At 64.7% G+C, this 21,792-nt stretch carries 13 protein-coding genes and 5 pseudogenes; 6 read left to right on the top strand and 12 right to left on the bottom strand.

Annotated features, from left to right (window positions below):
• Window positions 1–25 precede the first annotated feature (25 nt).
• The 3 genes and pseudogenes from AC0IX7_RS12525 to AC0IX7_RS12515 all read right to left on the bottom strand — a co-directional run bounded on the left by AC0IX7_RS12525 (window position 26) and on the right by AC0IX7_RS12515 (window position 3,324).
• The gene (locus AC0IX7_RS12525; protein WP_471812184.1) at window positions 26–985 is read right to left on the bottom strand and encodes a hypothetical protein; all 960 of its coding nucleotides are present in this window, start codon (window positions 983–985) and stop codon (window positions 26–28) included.
• A gap of 413 nt (window positions 986–1,398) precedes the next feature.
• Entirely contained in the window at window positions 1,399–2,106 is a 708-nt protein-coding gene (locus tag AC0IX7_RS12520) for a hypothetical protein (protein ID WP_471812182.1), read from the bottom strand.
• A 5-nt stretch (window positions 2,107–2,111) separates the two neighbouring features.
• Window positions 2,112–3,324, bottom strand: a pseudogene (locus AC0IX7_RS12515) (toxic anion resistance protein).
• A gap of 148 nt (window positions 3,325–3,472) precedes the next feature.
• On the opposite strand from AC0IX7_RS12515, the pseudogene AC0IX7_RS12510 reads away from it, so the two are divergent.
• The 4 genes and pseudogenes from AC0IX7_RS12510 to typA all read left to right on the top strand — a co-directional run bounded on the left by AC0IX7_RS12510 (window position 3,473) and on the right by typA (window position 7,723).
• Window positions 3,473–4,487 (top strand): annotated as a pseudogene (locus AC0IX7_RS12510) (zinc-binding alcohol dehydrogenase family protein).
• Window positions 4,488–4,813: 326 nt separating this feature from the next.
• Window positions 4,814–5,182 carry a hypothetical protein gene (locus AC0IX7_RS12505; RefSeq protein WP_471812180.1) on the top strand — a complete coding sequence of 123 codons (369 nt, stop codon included), beginning with the start codon at window positions 4,814–4,816 and terminating at the stop codon, window positions 5,180–5,182.
• Entirely contained in the window at window positions 5,179–5,790 is a 612-nt protein-coding gene (locus tag AC0IX7_RS12500) for a DUF2268 domain-containing putative Zn-dependent protease (RefSeq protein ID WP_471812179.1), read from the top strand. Before AC0IX7_RS12505 ends, AC0IX7_RS12500 begins: the two co-directional genes overlap by 4 nt.
• Before the next feature lie 90 nt (window positions 5,791–5,880).
• Window positions 5,881–7,723: pseudogene (gene typA, locus AC0IX7_RS12495) on the top strand (translational GTPase TypA).
• A 299-nt stretch (window positions 7,724–8,022) separates the two neighbouring features.
• Here the strand turns inward: typA and AC0IX7_RS12490 are convergent.
• Together AC0IX7_RS12490 and AC0IX7_RS12485 are read right to left on the bottom strand one after the other, a co-directional pair.
• On the bottom strand, window positions 8,023–9,015 hold the full coding sequence (locus AC0IX7_RS12490; RefSeq protein WP_471812177.1) for a diguanylate cyclase domain-containing protein: 993 nt from the start codon (window positions 9,013–9,015) through the stop codon (window positions 8,023–8,025).
• Between the two features lie 133 nt (window positions 9,016–9,148).
• Window positions 9,149–9,745, bottom strand: coding sequence for a L,D-transpeptidase family protein (locus AC0IX7_RS12485; protein WP_471812176.1), 597 nt, complete (start codon window positions 9,743–9,745; stop codon window positions 9,149–9,151).
• Between the two features lie 297 nt (window positions 9,746–10,042).
• Here AC0IX7_RS12485 and AC0IX7_RS12480 point away from each other — a divergent pair, with 297 nt between their 5' ends.
• Window positions 10,043–10,429, top strand: coding sequence for a hypothetical protein (locus tag AC0IX7_RS12480; protein ID WP_471812174.1), 387 nt, complete (start codon window positions 10,043–10,045; stop codon window positions 10,427–10,429).
• 107 nt (window positions 10,430–10,536) lie between these two features.
• Window positions 10,537–10,854: a DUF3297 family protein gene (locus AC0IX7_RS12475; RefSeq protein ID WP_471812173.1), complete on the top strand. Its 318-nt coding sequence runs from the start codon at window positions 10,537–10,539 to the stop codon at window positions 10,852–10,854.
• Between the two features lie 162 nt (window positions 10,855–11,016).
• Here AC0IX7_RS12475 and AC0IX7_RS12470 read toward each other — a convergent pair whose 3' ends face one another.
• From AC0IX7_RS12470 to ligA, 7 genes and pseudogenes are all read right to left on the bottom strand, one after another.
• Window positions 11,017–12,885: an ABC-F family ATP-binding cassette domain-containing protein gene (locus AC0IX7_RS12470; protein ID WP_471812171.1), complete on the bottom strand. Its 1,869-nt coding sequence runs from the start codon at window positions 12,883–12,885 to the stop codon at window positions 11,017–11,019.
• Window positions 12,886–13,625: 740 nt separating this feature from the next.
• Window positions 13,626–13,934: a cell wall hydrolase gene (locus tag AC0IX7_RS12465; protein ID WP_471812169.1), complete on the bottom strand. Its 309-nt coding sequence runs from the start codon at window positions 13,932–13,934 to the stop codon at window positions 13,626–13,628.
• The gene (locus AC0IX7_RS12460; RefSeq protein ID WP_471812168.1) at window positions 13,927–14,307 is read right to left on the bottom strand and encodes a hypothetical protein; all 381 of its coding nucleotides are present in this window, start codon (window positions 14,305–14,307) and stop codon (window positions 13,927–13,929) included. The genes AC0IX7_RS12465 and AC0IX7_RS12460 overlap by 8 nt, the downstream gene beginning before the upstream one ends.
• Window positions 14,308–14,489: 182 nt before the next feature.
• A complete protein-coding gene (locus tag AC0IX7_RS12455; RefSeq protein WP_471812167.1) occupies window positions 14,490–15,287 on the bottom strand; it encodes a LytR/AlgR family response regulator transcription factor in 798 nt (265 codons plus the stop codon).
• Window positions 15,284–16,444: a sensor histidine kinase gene (locus tag AC0IX7_RS12450; protein WP_471812165.1), complete on the bottom strand. Its 1,161-nt coding sequence runs from the start codon at window positions 16,442–16,444 to the stop codon at window positions 15,284–15,286. Before AC0IX7_RS12450 ends, AC0IX7_RS12455 begins: the two co-directional genes overlap by 4 nt.
• A gap of 376 nt (window positions 16,445–16,820) precedes the next feature.
• Window positions 16,821–19,318 (bottom strand): annotated as a pseudogene (locus tag AC0IX7_RS12445) (TonB-dependent receptor).
• Between the two features lie 203 nt (window positions 19,319–19,521).
• Window positions 19,522–21,641, bottom strand: a pseudogene (gene ligA, locus AC0IX7_RS12440) (NAD-dependent DNA ligase LigA).
• Window positions 21,642–21,792 lie beyond the last annotated feature (151 nt).

Here is a 21,792-nt window from a genome sequence, read left to right as displayed (position 1 = left end):
ATCGTCAACACGCACGGGAGTTCGACTAAAGATTGAATTCAACGAAACTGCCCCAACGTGGTGCAGGCTGAGCTATCTCATCCAACTGATCGAGCAAATCGACCCGGTGATCGCTGTGCTCCAGAAATTGCCGTTTGAGGAAATTTACAGTCAGCCGTGGCTTGCGACCGAGGAAGAATAGCCGATCTCGCGAATACACCTGAGTGATATCGTTCACTTGGTCCACCATCCATGGTGCGGCTCGAATGGCAGCGCAGTTCCGATCGGTCCGCATGGCTGTGGGGGTGCAAATATAGACGCACAAATGTGGCGTGAGCGGTATCAGCGCTCTGCCATCCACCCGGTTCGCCTGAAGGCTGCCGGACAGCCAATCCAAATAGCCGTCACCACAGATGAAGCGACTGTGATCCGAATGCAGGATAACGAAGAAGCGGTTCGTCATAACCCCTTTCTGGCACAGCTTTTTCGCCAGCAAATAGCTCTGGCGCATATTTGCTTTTCCCACGTTCTCGCTCACAGGCAGTCCAAATTGTGCGGGGAAGTTCTCATACTTCGATCGATAGGATGGGCTCCGAATCAGAAGCGAGTAGAGCAGGAGTAGAAGGTCGCGGCTCGCCTTTTCCTCAATATGATGCTTGGAGCAGGTTTCCGTGAATACTCGATCAATTTTCCGGAAGGACTTCCACCAACTTTCTAACGCCGAGAGCGATTTACCAAGCGGCTTTAGGTCCTTCAGGTTGCCGATAATTCGGTGAACTTCGTTGTCGATATCGAACTCGTCTTCGAAATTTGTATCACCCCAAACATCGCCACGAAACAGCGTGTGGCCGTGAATCTTAAGTCCGATCTTCCGGTTTTCACTTTTCTTCTTCCCGGTATTTCCAGCCGCGTCGATCCAAGAAACATCGCCGTTCTCGTCGGACCAGTAATTTTGTAAAACAACCGGCCACCAATGATGGTATTTTGATTTGTTCCTCCCACTCATTTCGGCGCGTCTTGTGTGTCAATCACGCCGAAAATCATCTTAATATCCATTCCCATACTTTCGATTGGTTCAAGGTATCGCCCGCCTGACAACCATTCATTCCGTAATTCCAGCGATCCGGGCTAAGCCCGCAACAGCGAGGGTGATTGTACGGATCGCTAGCACGTGAACAAATGTCGCAAGTTGGGCTGGACTTGTTGCATCGAGAATAACCGTAACCGGGCGATCGTTACTGATGCCCTGACCCAACACGCTTACCCTTCGTCCGGCTGGTCACATGAAACTGCAAACACCGATCGCACCGATATGCTCTGAGCGGCACGCGCCCGGCTCCCGCCACCACCAGCGCGTCTGCCTCCGACACGAACCGCGCCTTTCTGCGGCAGACGCTGAGCCGGGTGCGCTTCACCCGCTCAATCCTTGTACTTCATCTCCAGGAAGCGCCCTCGCGTCGACAGATTGTCGAGGTCGCTCTGCGCAAGGCGGGCGGTCATTTCGCCGATCTCCTGTTCGATCAGCTTCAGCCCGTCGACCAGTTCGGCGTCGGGCGTGCGGCCGTTGCGCGGGGTGGTGCGGAGCGACGCCGGGACTTTCTCGTAATCCTTGACGAAGGCGGGCAATTGTTCGCCGATCAGTTTGCGCACGTCGACCGCTTCCTGCGTGTTCGCGTCGAGCGTCGCCAACTGCGGCGTCAGCGTTTCGAGGCGCAGGCCGATCTTGTCGACCAGCGTCATCGCCGGCGCGGGCAGGGCGGAGCGTTGCGCCTCCAGCCAGCGTTCGGTCTGCGCCGGCAGCGCGCGGATATCGACCGCGGCGAGCCGCTCGGGCGTCGGCGCGCGCTCCGCCGGCCAGACCGCGAACAACACCGTGGCGGCGACCAGCAGCGCCATCACCAGCATCGCGCCGCCGATCCCGAGCGGCACGATCCAGCCGATCACCATTGCCGCGATCAGGATCGACACGTCGGCGACCGCGATCCGGGTCAGCCGCTTGCCGATCGCCTGCGTCTGCCGCGCCCGCCCCCGCGATGGCGAGCGTGCGATGACGGTGCCCGTCCGGTCGTCGGAAATGCGCGACCAGGAGGCGCGGGCGCTGGCGATGGCGTCGTCGACTTCGCTCACGAGGGTTACATCGCCTCCAGCTTGAACGGGCTGGGCGACGGTCCGCCCAACTGCCCCTGCGTCGCCCCTTCGGCCCGCGCGATATAGCCGCGGGATTTATCGACCTCGTTCGACAGCGCGCCGACCGTCACCTTCATCGAGATCGAGCGCCTTCAGCTTGAACACGTCGATCGCGTCCATCGTGTCGTAGATATTCTGGAACGCGCGTTGCAGCGTTTCCAGCGGGATCGTCGCCGACGCCGCCTGCTCGTGAATCTGCGCGGTCTGCGATTTCAGCAGCTTGCCGGTCGAGATCGATGATGTTCGCGGTGGTCGTGTTGAGCGCGGTGATCTGCTCCAGCACCAGCTTCTGGTTGGTCAGCGCCTGCGCCACCGTCACCGCGGTGCGCAGCGCCGAGACGGTCGTGGTCGAGGCGCGATCGACGCCCTTCACCAGCTCGACATTGTTCTTCTTGACCAGATCGAGCGCGAGATACCCTGCACGGTGACCGCCATCTGCGTCAGCAGGTCCTGCGTGCGCTGGCGCGTGTAGAACAGCGCGGTCTCGCGGATCGCCTTGGCCTTTGCGGGATCGGTATGGTCGAGGTCGTTGGCGACGTCCTCCAGCTTGGCGTCCATCGTCTTCGAGAGATGGATCATCTGTTCGAGCCGGCCCATCGCCGCCCACAAATTCGCGCGCTCGGTATCGATCGCGGCATTGTCCATCAGCAGCTCGTCCTTGCCCGAGCCGAGGCTCTTCAGGATCTGCGCGATGTGCGTCTGCGACGATTTGTAACCGTCGAAATAATTGCGCATCTTGCCCCCGAACGGGATGATCCCGAACAGCTTCTGCGGCGCGGTCAGGTTGCCCTTCTTGCCCGGATCGAGATCCTCGACGACGCGGCGCAGCTCGGCGAGGTCCTTGCCGACGCCGGTCTCCTGATCCATCGCCTTGACCGGGCGATCGAGGAACCGGTTCGACTGGCCGGCGGCCTCGCGGATCTCCTTCGCGCCCATCGCCGTGATCGCGTCGACCCGCTTGCCGAACTCGGGCGAATTGACGTCCTGCGCGACGAGATCGGTGACGAAGCCCGACACGCGCTCCTCAAGCTGCGACTTCACGCCGGCATCGACGGGCACCAGCCCGGCGGCCTTGGCGGCGGCGACGGTGGGTACGGGATCGGGCGGCGTCAAAACCAGGTCCGGCTCTTCGTTCAGCGTCTCGGGTGTCGTCGCCATGCGTAATCTCCGTTCGATGGGACATCGTGGCTGCAACCCGTCCCGCGTTCAAGTGGCATATATAGATAACACACCGCTCTTGCCAACCGCGCCTTGAAACCAAGGGACGGCGTCGACAGCTTGGGGCCGACATCACAGGAGTTCCAGCATGCGCGCCATCGGCTATACCCAGTCGCTTCCGATCGACGATCCGCAGTCGCTCGTCGATCTCGACATCGCCAAGCCCGAAGCGACCGGCCGCGACCTGCTCGTCGAGGTGAAGGCGGTGTCGGTCAACCCGGTCGACACCAAGATCCGCCAGAACCGCGCCGATCCCGACGGCAAGCCGCAGGTGCTTGGCTGGGACGCGGCGGGTATCGTCGTCGCGATCGGACCCGACGTGACAAAGTTCGCGGTCGGCGACGCGGTGTTCTACGCCGGCGCGATTGACCGGCCCGGCACCAATGCCGAATACCACCTCGTCGACGAACGGATCGTCGGCCACAAGCCGCAGTCGCTCGATTGGGCGCAGGCGGCGGCGCTGCCGCTGACCTCGATCACCGCGTGGGAGACGCTGTTCGACCGCCTCGACGTGCGCAAGCCCGTGCCCGGTGCGGCGAACGCGATCCTGATCATCGGCGGTGCCGGCGGGGTAGAGGTCGATCACGATCCAGCTCGCCCGCAAGCTCACCGACCTGACGATCATCGCCACCGCTTCGCGCGACGAGACGCGCGGCTGGGTCGAAGATCTCGGCGCGCACCACGTGATCGATCACCGCAAGCCGCTCGCCGAGCAGGTCGAGGTGCTGGGGATCGGCGCGCCGGCGTACGTGTTCTCGACGACGCATACCGACGAGCACATCGCCGAGATCGCGACGTTGATCGCGCCGCAGGGCCGCCTCGCCCTGATCGACGACCCCAAGACGCTCGACATCGCGCCGCTCAAGCAGAAGTCGATCTCGGTCCACTGGGAGCTGATGTACACGCGCTCGCTGTTCCAGACCCCCGACATGGGCGAGCAGGGTAGGTTGCTAGACGAGGTCGCGGCGTTGGTCGATGCGGGGACGATCCGGACGACGCTGGCGGAGAATTTTGGGAAAATCGACGCGGCGAATTTGCGGCGGGCGCACGAGCGGATCGAGAGCCATACGGCCAAGGGTAAGATCGTGCTGGAGGGATTCTGAGCCATTCCACTCGGCGATGATCGCCACCTAAGTTCAAGCCCCACCCCGGCGAAGGCCGGGGCCCAGTTGGGGGACGTTGCTAACGGATTGCGGCACGTCGTTATTGCCACCTTTCCAACTGGGCCCCGGCCTTCGCCGGGGTGGTGGTATAAAGGGCGGTCCTGACCCTTCTTCTCGTTCCCCGCGAACGCGGGGCCCAGGAGCCAAGGGTGTCATCGCTCGTAACCCTGGCCCCCGCCTCCGCGGGGGAACGGCTTTGGGCTGATGTGGGGCATCTCACCGCCGAATAAGACTGGCGGCCACCAAACCACACGATACTCTACACCATGCTCCGCCCGCTGATCCTCGCGCTCGCCCTTCTCCCCGCGGCCACCACGAATCGCCCCCCGCCAGCAGACCCACTCACCGCCACGATCCACACCGAAGACGCCGACCGCTTCGCAACCCTATTCGCTAAGACCAAAGGCAAACCCACCGCCGCGCAACTGAAACGCGACTATCTCGACAAGGGCAGTTTCGGGATCGGCGTCTTCACCCCGGCCGCATCGTCGACGCGAACACCCTCGCGCAAGCGATCGCCACCAACCCCACCCGCTACGCACAGGCGATCAAGACCTGCCTCCCCGTCGCGAAGGCCGCCACCGCCGATCTCCGGTCGATCTATCTCGGCCTCCACGGCGCGCTCCTCGACGTGAAGCTGCCCCAAGTCTATATAGTCTTCGGCGCGGGCAATTCCGGCGGAACGGCAGGTCCCGGCGCGCAGGTACTCGGGCTTGAGGTCCTCTGCCGCATGTCCCCCACGCCCGAGAAACTCCGCCAGACGCTGCGCCATTTCTTCGCGCACGAGACGGTGCATTCGTTCCAGCAAGACGCCGGCATGACGCTCGCCCGCGATCCGCTGCTCACCGCGATCCTCGTCGAGGGCGCCGCGGACTTTATCGCGCAACTCGTCACCGGCGAGGAGCCAGACGCTGCCCGCGCAGCCTGGGCGAGCCCGCGCGAAGCCGAGCTCTGGCGCCAGATGCAGGCCGACATCGCGCTCACCCGCAAGCTCACCGACAAGGACGACCCGGAGGAAGGCTCACCCGAAGCCAAGGCCTATGCGCGCTGGATCGGCAACTACTCGACGCCGCCCGCCGGCTGGCCACCCGAACTCGGCTATTGGATGGGCCTGCGGATCTGGCAGCGTTACTACGCAGCCGCGCCCGACAAACACGCCGCATTGAGAGCGATGCTGGCGGTCCGCGAACCCCGTGCGATTCTCGCCGCCGGAACATACAAGCGCCGCGGAGGTTCCCTCTAAAGGCGACGAAATGCCGCTGCGGCTTCCCGCGGCGCAACAATTACGCTATGGCGCGCGCCAACCCCGTTCCTCGATTAAGAGAATACATTCATGAGCCTCCGCAACGTGGCGATCATTGCGCACGTCGATCACGGCAAGACGACGCTGGTCGACCAGCTCTTCCGCCAGTCCGGCACCTTCCGCGACAACCAGCGCGTCGAAGAGCGCGCAATGGATTCGAACGACCTCGAAAAGAGCGTGGCATCACCATTCTCGCCAAGCCGACCTCGGTCGACTGGACTCCTCCCGGCGAGTCCGAGAGCATTCGCATCAACATCGTCGACACGCCCGGCCACGCCGATTTCGGCGGCGAAGTCGAGCGCATCCTCTCGATGGTCGACGGCGTCGTCCTGCTGGTCGATTCGTCGGAAGGCGCGATGCCGCAGACCAAGTTCGTCACCGGCAAGGCGCTCGCGCTCGGCCTGAAGCCGATCGTCGTCGTCAACAAGGTCGACCGTAACGACGCGCGCATCCAGGAAGTGCTCGACGAAGTGTTCGACCTGTTCGTGTCGCTCGACGCGAACGACGACCAGCTTGACTTCCCGGTGCTCTACGCATCGGGTCGCAACGGCTATGCCTCGACCGACATGGACGCGCGCGAAGGCACGCTGATCCCGATGTTCGAGACGATCGTGAAGCACGTGCCGCCGCCCGCCGTAGAAGTCGCCGGCGTGCCGTTCACCTTCCTCGTCACGCTGCTCGACCGCGATCCGTTCCTCGGCCGCGTCCTCACCGGTCGCGTCAATTCGGGTACGGTGAAGACCAACCAGCCGATCCACGCGCTGAACAACGACGGCAAGATCATCGAGACGGGCCGTGCGTCCAAGATCATGTCGTTCCGCGGTCTCGACCGCGTGCCGGTCGACGAAGCCAAGGCCGGTGACATCATTTCGCTGGCTGGGCTTTCGGTCGCGACCGTGGCCGACACGATCGCCGACATCACGGTGACCGAGCCGCTGCACGCGCAGCCGATCGATCCCCCACGCTGTCGATGCGGTTTGCCGTGAACGATTCGCCGATGGCGGGCCGCGAGGGCACCAAGGTGACGTCGCGCATGATCCGCGAGCGCCTGTTCCGCGAAGCCGAGTCGAACGTCGCCGTCAAGGTGACCGAGGCGGCCGACAAGGACAGCTTCGAAGTCGCCGGCCGCGGCGAGCTTCAGCTGGGCGTGCTGATCGAGACGATGCGCCGCGAGGGCTTCGAGCTGGGCATCTCGCGTCCGCGCGTGCTGTTCGGCGAGGACGAGAACGGCAAGAAGACCGAGCCGTACGAGACCGTCATCATCGACGTCGACGAGGAGCATTCGGGCACCGTCGTCGAGAAGATGAACACCCGTAAGGCCGAGATGACCGACATGCGTCCGTCGACCGGCGGCAAGACCCGCATCACCTTCTCGGCGCCGTCGCGCGGGATGATCGGCTATCATGGCGAGTTCCTGTCCGACACGCGCGGCACGGGCATCATGAACCGGCTGTTCGAGAAGTACGGCCCGCACAAGGGTCCGATCGAGGGTCGCAAGAACGGCGTGCTGATCTCGAACGGTTCGGGCGAAGCGAACAACTACGCGCTGGGTCCGCTCGAAGAGCGCGGCATCCTGTTCGTGGGCCACGGCGAGGCGCTCTATGAGGGCATGATCGTCGGCGAGAACGCCAAGCCGGACGACCTTGAGGTCAACCCGATGAAGACCAAGGCGCTGACCAACTTCCGCGCTTCGGGCGGCAAGGACGATCAGGTCCGCCTGTCCCCGCCGAAGCGCGCGACGCTGGAGCAGGCGATCGCCTACATCGACGACGACGAGATGGTCGAAGTCACGCCGAAGTCGATCCGCCTGCGCAAGCGCTTCCTCGATGCGAACGAGCGTAAGCGGGCGAGCCGGGCTAAGCAGAGCGCGTAAGCCTGGCACGGCGAAGCCGGCCAAGCTTACAAGCTCGGCCGGCCTCGCTCAGGCGAGGTCCGACGGCACGGCTTCGCCGGGTCGCTCTGGTGAAGAAACGAAGAAGGGCCGGGGGAAATCTCCGGCCTTTTTGTTTGGGAGGGAACCTCGGGCGACGGAGCCTCTTTCGATCCTCCACCGCAAGGGGGAGGTGGCTGGCGCTTGCCAGTCGGAGGGGGCGGTAAGGGCAACCTCGGTCCCGTGTCCTCCCCTCCGTCACCTTCGGTGCCACCTCCCCTTGGCGGGGGAGGATCGCAAAATTACCCGACCAGCCGCATTACCTGCTCGACCTCACCGCCGGGCATCCCGACCCGAAACGTGTTCCGGCCCGCCGTCTTCGCCGCGTACAGCGCCGCATCGGCCACCGCGAACATCGCCTCGGCATCATAGGCATAGCCGTCGCCCGCCATCGCGATCCCCGCGGACGCCCCGACCCGCAGGTTCTCTCCCGCCCAGACGATCGGCATCCGCAGATCGGCCAGCGCCGCAGCGAGCCGCAGTTCGAGCGCCGCGCCCAGCGTTTCCGCGCCGACCAACACCGCGAACTCGTCCCCACCGATCCGCGCGATCATCGGCGCGTCCGGAAACCCCGCCGCCAGCCGTTCCGCCACCACGCGCAGGCACGCATCGCCGGCGGCGTGCCCGAGCCGATCGTTGACCTGCTTGAAGCCGTCGACGTCGAACAGGATCAGCGCCCCCAGAGGTGCAAGTCCAGACCCGCCCGCGGGCGCATCGAGGAACCGGTTCTGGAACACCGCGCGGCTCGCGAGCCCGGTCAGCGCGTCATGCTCGGCGAGCTGCCGCATCGCCTCCCAGCGCAGCTTCTCCTCGGTGATGTCCTGCTTGAGCCCGTAAAGCCGCCGCGCGCGCCCGCCTTCGACGACGACGTTGCCGGTCAGCCGCATCCACCGCCGCGCGCCATCGGTCCGGACGATTTCCGCATCGACCGAAAACCGGCCCCGCTTGGCGTCCCCGCTCGTCCCGGCGTCCGCAATCGCCTGCGCGCGTGCCCGTTCCATGGTCTCGCGAGACTCCTCGGCGTACATCGCCACGGTCTCGCGCCGATCGACCCGTGTGTCCGCGGGCAGCCCGAAGAGGTCGTAGATCCTGCGGTCCACAGCAGCGACGAGATCTGCCAGGTCACAGCTCCAGGCACCCATTCCCGCCAGCGCGAGTGCGCGTTCGATCAGCGCTGCCTTGTCGAATGTTTCCCCAGACGTCGTCGGCGACCAGATATCGATCGTCGTCGTCATGCCTTGAGCCTATTTCGCCCGCCCCGTTTTGCCATGGCAGGAGGATATTCGCTCAACCGTTAAGAGCGAATGGCGATACAACGAGTTTGGATGTTAGTTGCTTACAAGGTGGGCCGATTACGGTTCGCCCGCCTCAAGCAGCAGTGATCCGCCCGCCGCGCGACAACATCTCGCCACTCGTCACGATCACCCGATCCCCAAGCTTGACCTGCCCGAAGATCAGCTTCGCAAACGCGGTCGGCACGCCCACACAGCCATGCGTCGCGTACTTCCCCTCCATCAGCGCGCTGCCATGGATCGAAATCCCGTCATTGGTCAGCCGCAGCATGTACGGCATCGGCGCACCATACAGGTTCGACACATGATGCGCGTCCTTCTGTGTGATCTTGAACACGCCGAGCGGCGTCGGTTTCTCGTCCGCGCCATAGATGACCGCCGCCGTGCCGATCTCGTACCCCGCGCGAAAGATCGACAAGGTCTGCGCGACGAGGTCGACGGTGATCACGATCGGCCCCTCGGGCACGCCCTCCGTATCCCAGTAATAGGCGCCATGCTGCAGCGGCTCGGGCACATCCAGCACCCGCTTCACAACATATCCCTCGTCCGGCTCCGCGGCGGCGGCGGCGACCAGGGAGGGGACGGTCGCTGGCTTCGGCACGGCTTGCGGGACAGGCGGCGCGACCTGCGCCCCGGCCACCCGCACGGGCGCTTCCGTGGCGCGCACCTTCACCGGCGATCCCGACAAGGCCAGCCCGCCGATCAGTACGGCGCTGCCCCTAGAACGGCAAAGGCGATCGCTCGCGTCGTCATGGTTTTGCGCATGGCATCACCCTATCCCATATTCGTGGACGAAGCCCAGACGTGCCCCGCTACCGGGTGTCCCTGCGCGGGACCACACAGTTATACCGTGGGTTAACAGCCCGTTCCGGCGCAGTTCAGACCGAATCGCCTAGAGCCTGAAACACGGTCGGACACTTATGCGTTTGTCCCAGGCGGACCGGGCGTAACTAGTAACGGAGTTCGGATGATGAACGGATTTTTGAAGAAGGCAGGTTTGGGGGTAGCCCTTGCAGCGACCACGCTGACAGCCGCGGTACCGGCCGATGCGCAGCGCTGGGGCCGCGGCGGCTATGGACGCGGCTATGGCTGGGGCGGGTATCACCATCGCGGTGGCGGCAATGCGGCCGGTGCGGCGGTGCTCGGCGGTATCCTTGGCTTGGGCGTCGGTGCGGCGATCGCGAGCAGCAATCGCCCGCGCTATTACGACCGCGGCTATTATGCGCCGCCGCCCGTGGCGTATTACAGCCCGCCGGTTCGCACCTATTACCGCGAGGATTATCGTCCGCGGTGCTGGAACGAGTGGCGGGTCGATCCCTATTACGGCGACCGGGTGTCGGTGCAGGTCTGCAGCTGATCCGAACACACCAATCGCAAGGAGGCGTCGGGAGCAATCCCGGCGCCTCTTTTGCATCACGTGCTTTTTCTGGCGCGGGGCGGGCGCTTGCCGCTAGACGCGCGACCATGACCGACACGCCAAACACCCCCGAGACCGAAGCCGCCGCCACCCCGGCCGCAACCGGCGACACGCCCCCCGATCGCCTATCGATCAACCAGCGCAGCCCGTTCTTCCAGCAGGAGCTGCTCGAACGCGGCATCGGCATCCGCTTCAAGGACAAGGTGCGCCACGACGTCGAGGAATATTGCATCTCGGAAGGCTGGATCCGCGTCGCGCTCGGCAAGAAGGTCGACCGCAACGGCAATCCCCTGACGCTGAAGCTGGTCGGCCCGGTGGAAGCTTGGTTCGAGCGCCCGGCGGCGACGGATACAGACGAAGGCTGACCAATCTTCCCCCTCCCTGAAAGGGAGGGGCCGAGGTGGGTAAGCCAGCTCGAGTCGCAACCGCCTGAACACGCGGAACCCGACCCACCCCCAACCCCTCCCTTCCAGGGAGGGGGGCAAGAACGGACTAGGCGGCTTCCTCCAGGGGCGCGCAGAAGGCCTTTAAGCCGCCACCCCCTCCAGCGCCTCGCTAGCCTCCAGCCACTTCGCCTCGCTCGCCTCGAGCTTCGCATGCACCTCGGCGCGACGCTTGCTCAGATCCCCCATCGACATCCGCGAAAACCGCGGCTCCGCATTCGCCGGATCGACCATCGCACGATCGAGCGCATTACGCTCCTTGGTGAACTTCGCGGTCTGCTCCTCGATCTCGCGCAGCGCCTTGCGCAAAGCCGCATCGTTGCTCTTCGCATCGGCAGCGGCCTTCTTCCCCGCCTTCTTGTCGGCCTTCGACGCCGCATCGCCCTTGCCCGAATCGCCCTTCAGGACGAACGCGATATAATCGTCGAGGCTGCCGTCGAATTCCTTCGCCGTCCCGTCGTCGACCAGCACCAGCCGATCGGCGGTCAGTTCCAGCATGTGCCGGTCATGGCTGACCAGCACGACAGCGCCGGTATAGGCGTTGAGCGCCTGCACCAGAGCCTCGCGCGCATCCACATCGAGATGGTTGGTCGGCTCATCGAGGATCAGCAGATGCGGTGCGTCGCGCGTGATCAGCGCGAGGGCGAGGCGGGCACGTTCGCCACCCGACAGCTTGCCGACCTTGGTCGTCGCCTTGTCGCCCGAAAAGCCGAACCGCCCGAGCTGACCGCGCACCGCAGCCGGCGTCGCACCCTTCATCAGATGCGACATATGCTCGATCGGCGTATCGGTCGGGTCGAGCTCCTCGACCTGATACTGCGTGAAATACCCGACCTTCATCTTGCCCGACGACGACATCTCGCCGTCCATCGGCGTCAACTGCGCCGCCAGCAACCGCGCCAGCGTGGTCTTGCCGTTGCCGTTGCGGCCGAGCAGCGCGACCCGGTCGTCTGGATCGAGCCGCATGTTGAGCCGCTTCAGGATCGGCACGTCGGCATAGCCGACCGCCGCCATGTCGAGCGTGATCAGCGGCGGGCGCAGCTCGGTCGGGTTGGGGAAGCCGAACGACAGCGTGGGATCATTATAGCTCTCGGCGATCGGCTGCATCTTCGACAGCATCTTCTGCCTCGACTGCGCCTGCTTCGCCGTGGAAGCCCGCGCGGAATTCTTGGCGATATATTCCTGCAGCTTCTCGCGCTGCACCGCCTGGTTAGCGCGCGCCGCCTCGATCTGCGCGAGGCGCTCGGCACGCTGCCGCTCGAACGCGTCATAGCCGCCCGGATACAGCGTGATCTTGCCGCCCTGTAGATGCAGGATGTGATCGACGACGTTGTTGAGGAAGTCGCGCTCGTGGCTGACCACCACGATCGTTGCCTTGTAGCCCTTGAGGAAGTCCTCCAGCCACATCACCGCTTCGAGATCGAGATGGTTCGAAGGCTCATCGAGCAGCAGCAGGTCCGGCTGCGAGAACAGCAACGCGGCAAGCGCCACGCGCATCTTCCAGCCTCCCGAAAAGCTGTCGAGCGACCGAGCCTGCATATCCTCGTCGAAGCCGAGACCGAGCAGAATCTGCGCGGCGCGCGCGGGCGCGGTATAGGCGTCGATCGCGATCAGCCGCTCGTACACGTCGCCGAGCCGGTCGGGATCCTCGCTCGTCTCGCTCTCGATCATCAGCGCGGCGCGCTCCAGATCGGCTTCGAGCACGGTCTCGAACGGCGTCTTAACGCCGTGTGGGGCCTCCTGCGCGAGGTAGCCGATCCGCGCGCCCTTCGGCATGTCGGCCGAACCGTCATCGGGCTCGAGTTGCCCTGCGATCACGCGCACCATCGTCGACTTGCCGGCGCCGTTGCGCCCGATCAGCCCGACGCGGCTGCCCGGCGGCAAAGCGGCCGTGGCGCCATCGAGGATAACGCGTCCGCCCAGGCGCACCGTGATATTGTTCAGGTTCAGCATGGGCGTGCCGTTAGCAGATGCAGCATGGATTTGCGAGGGAGGGGAAGCGGGCTCAAACCCGCCAAGGTCGAGCCGCGCCCCCTCCCTGAAAGGGAGGGGCAGGGGTGGGTAGGCCGGTGTGAGCCACGATGGACGGACCACGCGTAACCCGACCCACTCCCGACCCCTCCCTTCCAGGGAGGGGAGAAGTCGTTCCCGCCAACCGGGGTGTCACCCTGCTGGACGTCGCTTGAACGGGGCTTCCGGAGGATTGTGCGGGAGCAACGGCAAGGGCAGTTTCCTCCTACCTCCACCCCGGCGAAGGGCGGGGCCCAGTTGGGAAGGTGGTCTTAACGCAGCGCGGTCCGTCGTTAGCGACGTCCCCCAACTGGGCCCCGGCCTTCGCCGGGGCGGTGCTGTGGGTGGGTCAGGTTTCGTCCGAGACGACCGCGTCGACGCTTTCACCGCCACCAAGCATCGCAGAGGCCCGCCCACCGACATGAACCCGAACCCCGAAACCAACCGCGTCTGCACGACCGCGGCACCCGCAATCGTCGAGCCGGAGCGCGGCACCCCCGGTGCACCGTCACCCCATGCGGCGTGTCTATCGGTGCCTCACTCAAGTCCGCAACGGCTTCCCGATTCCCATAATGTACCGAAACCCCGGCAACCTGTGCCGCAACCGCCGCCACACTATTGCCGCCCGCCAGATCAAAACTCCAGAATCCCAGGCTCAACCCCAGCATAAGCCTGCCGAAACGTCAGAGCCCGCTCCAGCGCCCCTGCCAGCGGTAAAACACATGCGCCCCAACCGTCGTGATCCGCGCAAGACTCGACGCCCACCACGGCAAAATGCTCGTCGTATGAAACGACGTCGCCGCTCCGACAGGCGCGTACACGCTCCCGCTAAGCGCCGCCGCCGCAACCGCGCGCGCGCGATCCCAAGCCCCCAATTCCTGCGGCCGGTTCATCGAGCCATCGCACGTAAAGCTGAACTGGCATCCCGTCCGCCGCTCCGCGCCCTGATACACGACTCCGCAGACGCTGTTCGGAAAGGCCCGGTCACGCACCCGGTTCAACACGACCTGCGCCACCGCCCGCTGCCCTTCCACCGACTGGCGACCGCGCTTCGTAATACACCGCCGCCGTCAGGCACTCCGCCGCCCGGCTGGCGTCATCACTAGAGTTCGAAGTCACAAAGGGCGGCGCAACGAATGGCGCCGTAACTGCAGACGGCATATCAGGCGCGGCCGTCGCGATCTTCGCCGAGATATCATCCGGCACATGCAGTGCCATCCGCTCCAACAGAGCGCGAGAATTACGTTCGGGCTGAACCCGGGCGACCGCCGCAGGCCGCTCGGACGGCACGCAGGAGGTCGCCATCACCAACGCGGGCAGGCTGATCAGCGCATGCGGATAAAGGCCGAAACCCGACGTCTTCATCCCCCCGCTTTAGGTGAGGGGTTTTAGGGACTGGTTAATGAGGGGCGCTCGACACCCCTCCATCCTCCCCTGCAAGGGGAGGGGCAGCCCGCAGGGCTGACGGAGGGGTGTCACGCTATCGGGAGGGCGATACCCCTCCGCCTGGCTTCGCCATCCACCCCTTTTAGGGGAGGATCAAAACCTCAGTGAACGAACCGCGCCACCACATCACGATACGACCGAGAAACCTTCACGCTCGCCCCGGAATTCAGCACCAGGAAGCATTCCCCATTGGTATGCGGCTTGACCTGCTTCACCAGATCCAAATTAACGATCGTCGACCGATGCACCCGCTGGAACCGCCGCGGATCGAGCCGCTTCTCCAGATCCTTCATCGTTTCGCGCAGGATCAGCGTATTATCGCCGGTATAGATGCACATATAATCGCCGGCCGCATCGATCCGCTCGATCGTGTCGACGTCGACGCGGAAGATCTGCCCGCGATCCTTGATGTTGATGAGCTTCTCGAACCGGTTCGCCGACACGGCATCCCCGTCCGGCATGTCCGCCGCCGCATCGGGCGCGACGTCGGCCAGCACTTCGCGCAACCGATCGACTTCCTCGACGCCGCGCTTCTCCGACAAACGCTGCCGAACCCGCTCTATCGTATCGGCCAGCCGTGATTCCTCGACCGGCTTCATCAGATAATCGACCGCCTGCGCCTCGAACGCGCGCAACGCATGGTCCGAATACGCCGTGACGAACACGAACAGCGGCGGTTCGACCTCCATCAGGCCCTGCACGACGGAGAACCCGTCGAACCCCGGCATCTGGATATCGAGGAAGACCAAGTCGGGCTTGTGCGTCTTGATCGCGCAGATCGCCTCGCGGCCGTTCGAGCATTTTTCGATGATCTCGACGTCTTCATGGGCCTGGAGTCGGAGTTCCAGCCCCTGGATCGCCAGCGGCTCGTCGTCGACGAGAATGGTACGGATGGTCATGCGGCCTCTCTGTTCACGTCTTCCAGCTGATACGGGATCTCGATTTCCACCGAGAAGCCTCCAGCCGGCGTGGAGCGGGTTTCGAAACGGTGGTCGGGGCCATATGCCTGCACCAACCTGTCTCTAATATTAGCGAGCCCCACGCCGGTCGAATGGCTTGACCCGATCCGGCCCTCGATCAAGCCCGGACCGGTATCGGATACGGCGATCTGCACCCGTTCCCCGGCAAGACGCACTTCGACGTGGATATCGGCGCCTTCTTCCTGCGGGGTGACGGCGTATTTGATCGCGTTTTCGACGAGGGGTTGCAGCAGCAGCGACGGCAATCTCGCCCGTTCGGCGCGCGGATCGATGTCGAACTTCGGCCGCATCCGATCCTCGAAGCGCATCTTCTCGATCTCCAGATACAGCTTCAGCTGATCCACCTCCTGCGCGACGGTGACATGCGCGGTCGGTTCGTTGGCCAGGGTGTAGCGCAGGAACGACGACAGCCGTGACAACATCGCGTTCGCCCGCTCGGTCTGCTTGAGCAGCACCAGCGTCGAGATCGAGTTGAGCGTGTTGAACAGGAAATGCGGATTGAGCTGATAGCGCAGCATCGCCAGCTGCGCCGTGGACGCCTGGTTCTCCAGATGCTCCATCTGGTCGATCTGCGCCTCGACGATAAGGTAGAAATTGATCCCGAAATACAGCGCCGACCAGCCGAACAGCACGGTGAAGGTGACATACACCGACCCCAGCAACCGCGTCAGCGTCACCCCCGGCGTCGACGTCGCGATGAACGAGAAGGTGAAAGCGTCGAGCACCGCGTACAGGAACGTCGCCGCAGCGAGCGTCGCGATCGTCAGGAAAATCCCGACCAGCCGGTTCATCTGCCGATACTGGCCGTACATCGTCGAGAGCAGCAGCGTGATGCGGTATCCGACGATCGCCTCGACGATCACCGGGATCACCCCGTCGAGCGACAGCCCGTTCGAGATCGAGACGACCCCGCGCAGCAGCAGATACCCGCTCCACCCGACCGCCTGCAAAATCCAGAACGCGCGCGCCTTGTTCTCGAAGAACGGTCGCGCGGTGAAGGGCAGGCGCCGGGCCGAGTTCAGGGCGGACGAGTTGAGCGCGGACGAGCCGGGGGACGAGACGGAAGGGGTAGCCATTGGCCCGCGGTCTTACACGCCGCGACGGAGACACGCAAAAGCTGCGACGGTGCAAGGGGCGTAAGTTCGGAATGTGGCTTCCTACTGGTCCGGAGCCAAGACCAGAAAGAGCGCGCTAGAACACCCCACCGGCCACCATCTTCCCCCTCCCTGAAAGGGAGGGCCGGGGGTGGGTAGGCTTCCGCAAACCCCATCTCGCGGCTCAAGCGGGCCGAGCCGCCCCCTACCCCTTCCTTCCAGCGAAGGGAGAAGACCGGCCCGTCCCCGAATGCGCGGTCTCGTCATCACCATCGACCGCCTCCGCCCCCGCTAAAGACGAAAAAGGCCGCCGCTCCTCGAGGGGAACGGCGGCCTTTCAAGCTGCGGTATCGAAGGCTTAGAAGCCGACGAGGAGCGAAGCGCTGATCGCCCGCGGCGAACCGAAGTTCACATTGGTCGAGTTTGCGGTGGTCAGGCCGCCGGTGAACGAACCGATGTAGAACTCGTCGAACAGGTTCGTCAGGTTCAGCTGGATCGCGGTCTTCGGCAGGCCGAAGCTGGCGAGCGAGTAGCGGACGTCGAGATCGACCACCGTGTACCCACCGAACTTCTGCGTGTTGATGTCGTTCAGGAAGCGCGAGCCGGTGTACTTGACCTGGCCGCCGATATCCAGGTCGCCCAACGACCCCTGCAGGCGGCCGCCGTACATGAACTTCGGCGTGTTGCGCTCACGCTTGCCGGCCGTTGCGACCAGCGCCCCGGAACGCCCCGGAACGTCGTTCTCGATCTCCGAATGGATGTACGAACCGAACACATAGGCCAGGACCTGCGGGATCGGACGAACCGAAACGCTGCCGTCGATGCCGTACTTCTCGACCGCGCCGAGGTTGGTGTCGACCGAGCAGTCGCACTCGATGTTGTAAGCCGAAACGATGCGGTTCTGGTACTTCGAATACCAGCCGGTGATCGCCGCCTGGACGATGCTGCGCTGATACCGCAGGCTCAGGTCGAAGCTGTCCGAGGTTTCCGCCTCGGGCTGCGCCGCAGCGTTGTTCGCGGGAATGTACAGCGAGTTGTACAGCGTGTCGGTGCCGGGAACCGAAATGTTCTTGGCATAGTTGGCCGCGACGCTGGTCGTCGGGGTCAGGCGGAAGGTCGCGCCGACGTTCGGCAGGATCTTGTCATACTTGTACGTGCGCGACTGCGGCGGTGCGGAACCCGACGCGGCGCCATTGGCGGCGATGACGTACGGGGCTCCAGCCTCGTAGGCCGCCGTCGAACCGCTCGAGATGCAGTCGACGAAACCGGCCGATGACGTGGTGTAGCAGTAGTTGTTCAGGTCGCGCTTGAAGAACGGGACGCGCGCGCCGAGCAGGACGGTCAGCTTCTCGTCGATGAACTGGCCGCGATACTCGCCGGCAGCCTGATGCAGCGTCGCGAACGACTTGCGGTTGCGCTTCTGGACCACCGCGCCGTTGGCGTCGACGATCGGATCGTTGACCGGGAACACGTCGAACGGCTCGCCGCCGGCATCGATGAAGCCGAGTTCGCCGGTCTGGCGATGCTTGGCACGATCGAAGGTGTACGACAGGCGGACGCGGTTGAACGGGTTGAGCTCGTAGCTCAGGTTGGCGACCGCGGTGTAGCGGTCGGTCTTGGTCTGGCTCGGCGCGAGCACGGTGACGCGATCGAGCAGATCGCCGTCGCCGTTCAGGTCGCGACCCAGATTATAGGCGTTGCCGACGAAGCCGAAGCGCGGCGCAGCGACGGTACCGCCAGCAGCTTCGATACCGGTCACGGTGCCGCCGCCATTGGCTTTGGTCGTCTGGTAGGCGCCGTCGACCGAGAAGACGAGGCCTTCCGACAGTGTGTAGCGCGAGTTCAGACGGATGTTGCCCGTGTTCGACGGGTTGAAGCGGCGCTCGAACTGGGTGCCGCAAAGGTTGGTCGTGTCCGCGACGCCCGGGCGTGCAGCGGCGGTGTTGCATGGGTAGCCGCCGTTAACTGCGGTCGTGCCGATGTTGTAGAAGCGACGGCGCTTGTCGATGACGATATCGCCGTTCGGTGCGACCGATCCGGCTGCGGTCAGGGCGAACCACCGAAGTTGTTGCGGTTGACGTTGTAATGGCCGGCCAGCGAGATGAAGTCGCCGTTGCTGCCGATGTCCTGCGAAACCTTCGCGTTGAACTGCGACTTCTGCACGCCGCCATAGTTGGCAAAGGCGGGCTCGTTGTGCAGGTTCGACGCCGCGAACCACGCCTTGGTGCCGTGGCCGGTGATGTCGCCGGTCTGAATCAGGCCGAATACGCGCGTATAGGGGCGGTCGCCCGCACCCGGTGCGATGATGTTGCCGTACGACCCGGTCACCAGCGCGCCCATCGTGTCGCTGGTGGCGAGGGAGTTGATGTTGACGGTGCCGCCGACTGCCGATGCAGTGGGGCTGTCGACGTCGGTCGAACCCAGGTTGACGTTGACGTTCTCGATCAGCTCGCTGTCAAGTTGCTGGTTCGTGTAGACGGCATAGTTGCCCGAATCGTTGAGCGGGACACCGTCGAACGTCTGCGAGATGCGGTCCGAACTGAAGCCGCGGATCGTGAACGAACCGCCCGACGAACCCCAGGGATCGTTGTTGGTGAAGCTGACACCGGGGACGAGGTTGAGAACTTCGTTGATCGACTGGCCGACGCGCTGGCGCTGGATCAGCTCGCTCGTGATCAGGACCTTCGCCTTGGGCGAGTCGGGGATCTCGACGCCGCCGACAGCCTTTTCCTTGGTGCCGCTGACGACGATTTCGCTCGATTCATCGAACGACTGTGAACCGGTAGACTGAGCGAAGGCCGCAGCCGGAATCATGAGCGCGGCGAATGCAACGCCGCAAGCAAGCATGGTACGCATCTGAATAATGTCCCCTTAGAGCCTGTAGCTCTGAATGTCGGCTTTCCCACCGGACATCCGTGCCCCTGCACGCGGGATATTTCGGTTCTGTGACATTGGCGAGTCGGGAAGTGTCACGAACGAACTCCGTCTCGCTGCGTTGCAAAAGCCACGCAGTGGAACCGTTTCGGCCGCGATGGAACCAAAGGCGATTGGACCCTGCTTCAGCTCGCGGCGACGAGCTCCGCCCACTCGGCTTCGGTGATCACGCGGATCCCAAGTTCGGTGGCCTTCTTCAGTTTAGAGCCCGCGCCGGGGCCTGCGATCACCAGCCCGGTCTTGGTCGATACCGACGCGGCAACGCGCGCGCCGAGCGCCTCCGCCTGCACCTTGGCCTCGTCGCGACTGAGCGTTTCCAGGCTGCCCGTGAAGACGAGGATCTGGCCCGTCACCGGCGACTCGCGGGTTTCGTGGACCACGTCCGCAGGCTTCACTTCGCGCAACAGGTCAAACACGACTCGGCGGTTGTGCGGCTCGGCGCAGAAGCCGACCAGCGCGCTGGCGACCTCGGGGCCGATCCCCGCGGTCTCGATCGCACCGACCAGCAGCTTATCGCGGCGAAGCACGAACTTCCGCTCGGGTTCGCCGATCACCGGTTCGATCTGGCCGCGCAGGAACACCGCGTGACGCAGCACCGAGCCAAGCGCGCGGGCCGACACATAGCGCCGCGCGAGGTCACGCGCGGTAATCTCGCCGACGTGGCGGATGCCGAGCGAGAACAGGAACCGGTCGAGCGGGATCGTCCGCTTCTGCTCGATCGCCGCGATCACCTTCGCCGCCCACACGCGCCCGTCCTTCTTCGCGCGGCGAGCTGCTCCTCGGTCAAGCGGAAGATGTCGGCGGGCGACTCGATCAACCCGTCGCGGAAGAAGGCCTCGATCAGCGTCTGGCCGAGGCCGCCGATGTCGAACGCATGGCGCGAGGCGAAGTGGATCAGCCGCTCGACCCGCTGCGCCGGGCAGATCAGCCCGCCGGTGCAGCGATAGACGACCTCGCCCTCCTCGCGCTCGGCGGCGGACCCGCATTCGGGGCAGACATGCGGGAAGACATACGCCTCGCGCTCGGCGTCCGGTGTCAGGTTCTCGACGATCTGCGGGATCACGTCGCCGGCGCGCTGGACGAGGACGCGGTCGCCCGGCCGGACGCCGAGCCGCTCGATCTCGTCGGCATTGTGCAGCGTCGCGTTGGTCACGACGACACCGCCGACGGTGACGGGGATAGCCGCGCAACGGGGTCATCGCGCCGGTCCGCCCGACCTGGATGTCGATCTTCTCCAGCACCGTCTGCGCACGCTCGGCGGGAAACTTGTGCGCGATCGCCCAGCGTGGCGCCTTTGCGACCTGACCGAGTCGCGCCTGCCAGTCGAGCCGATCGACCTTGTAGACGACACCATCGATATCGAACGGGAGGTCGGCGCGCTCGGCTTCGATCCGACGATACACGTCGAGCGCCGCCGCCGTCCCCTCGACCCGCGCAAACCCATCGGCGATCGGAAAACCCCAGCCCCGCAAGGTGTCGACGACTTGGGCCTGGGTTTCGCCCGGTACCACGCTCGCCTCGCCCCAGCCATGTGCGAGGAATCGCAGTGTCCGACTGGCGGTCACGGTCGCGTCCTTCTGGCGCAGCGACCCCGCGGCGGCGTTGCGTGGATTGGCGAACTGCCGCGCGTCCTTGCCGATCTCCTCCGCCTCGGCGAGCAGGCGCGCGTTGAGCGCGGCGAAGTCGTCCTTCGCCATATAGACTTCGCCGCGAACCTCGAAGATCGCGGGGCTTCACCCTGCAAGGTCTGCGGGATGTCGCTGATGGTTCGGACGTTCGCCGTAACATCCTCGCCGACCTGCCCGTCGCCCTGGGTCAGCGCCTGCACCAGCCGCCCGTCCTCATATCGCAGCGAACACGACAACCCGTCGATCTTCGGCTCCGCGGTCAGCGCCACCGGCGTGTCCTCCGCCAGCTTCAGGAACCGGCGCACGCGCGCGACGAATTCCTCGACCTCCTCGTCCGCGAACGCATTGTCGAGGCTCATCATCGCCTTGGCATGCGCGACCTTCGCCAGATGCCCGGCAGGTGCCGCACCCACGGTCCGACTCGGCGAATCGCTCCGCACCGCGCCCGGGAACGCCGCCTCGATCGCTGCATTGCGCCGCACCAGCGCGTCATACTCCGCATCGCTGATCTCGGGCGCGTCGTCGGTATGATAGCGCGCATTATGATACGCGATCTGCGCGGCGAGCGTCTCCAGCTCGGCGGCGGCTTCGGTCTCGGTCGCGGGAAGGTCGGTCATCGTGCCGGGTTAGGGAGGGGGCGTCTTTCGACAAGACCTGGATCAAGATGGCGTGAACATTCGCCTGACTTGCGCGCTGACATTCCAGGACAATCTTTCCGGGAAGCGCCATCATGACCGACACCAGCCGCCGAGATCTCTTCAAGGGCGC

This window comes from Sphingomonas sp. AC411 (assembly GCF_979253035.1).
Note: the sequence above shows the minus strand (reverse complement) of the source record. Positions and strands in the feature narration are given on the sequence as shown.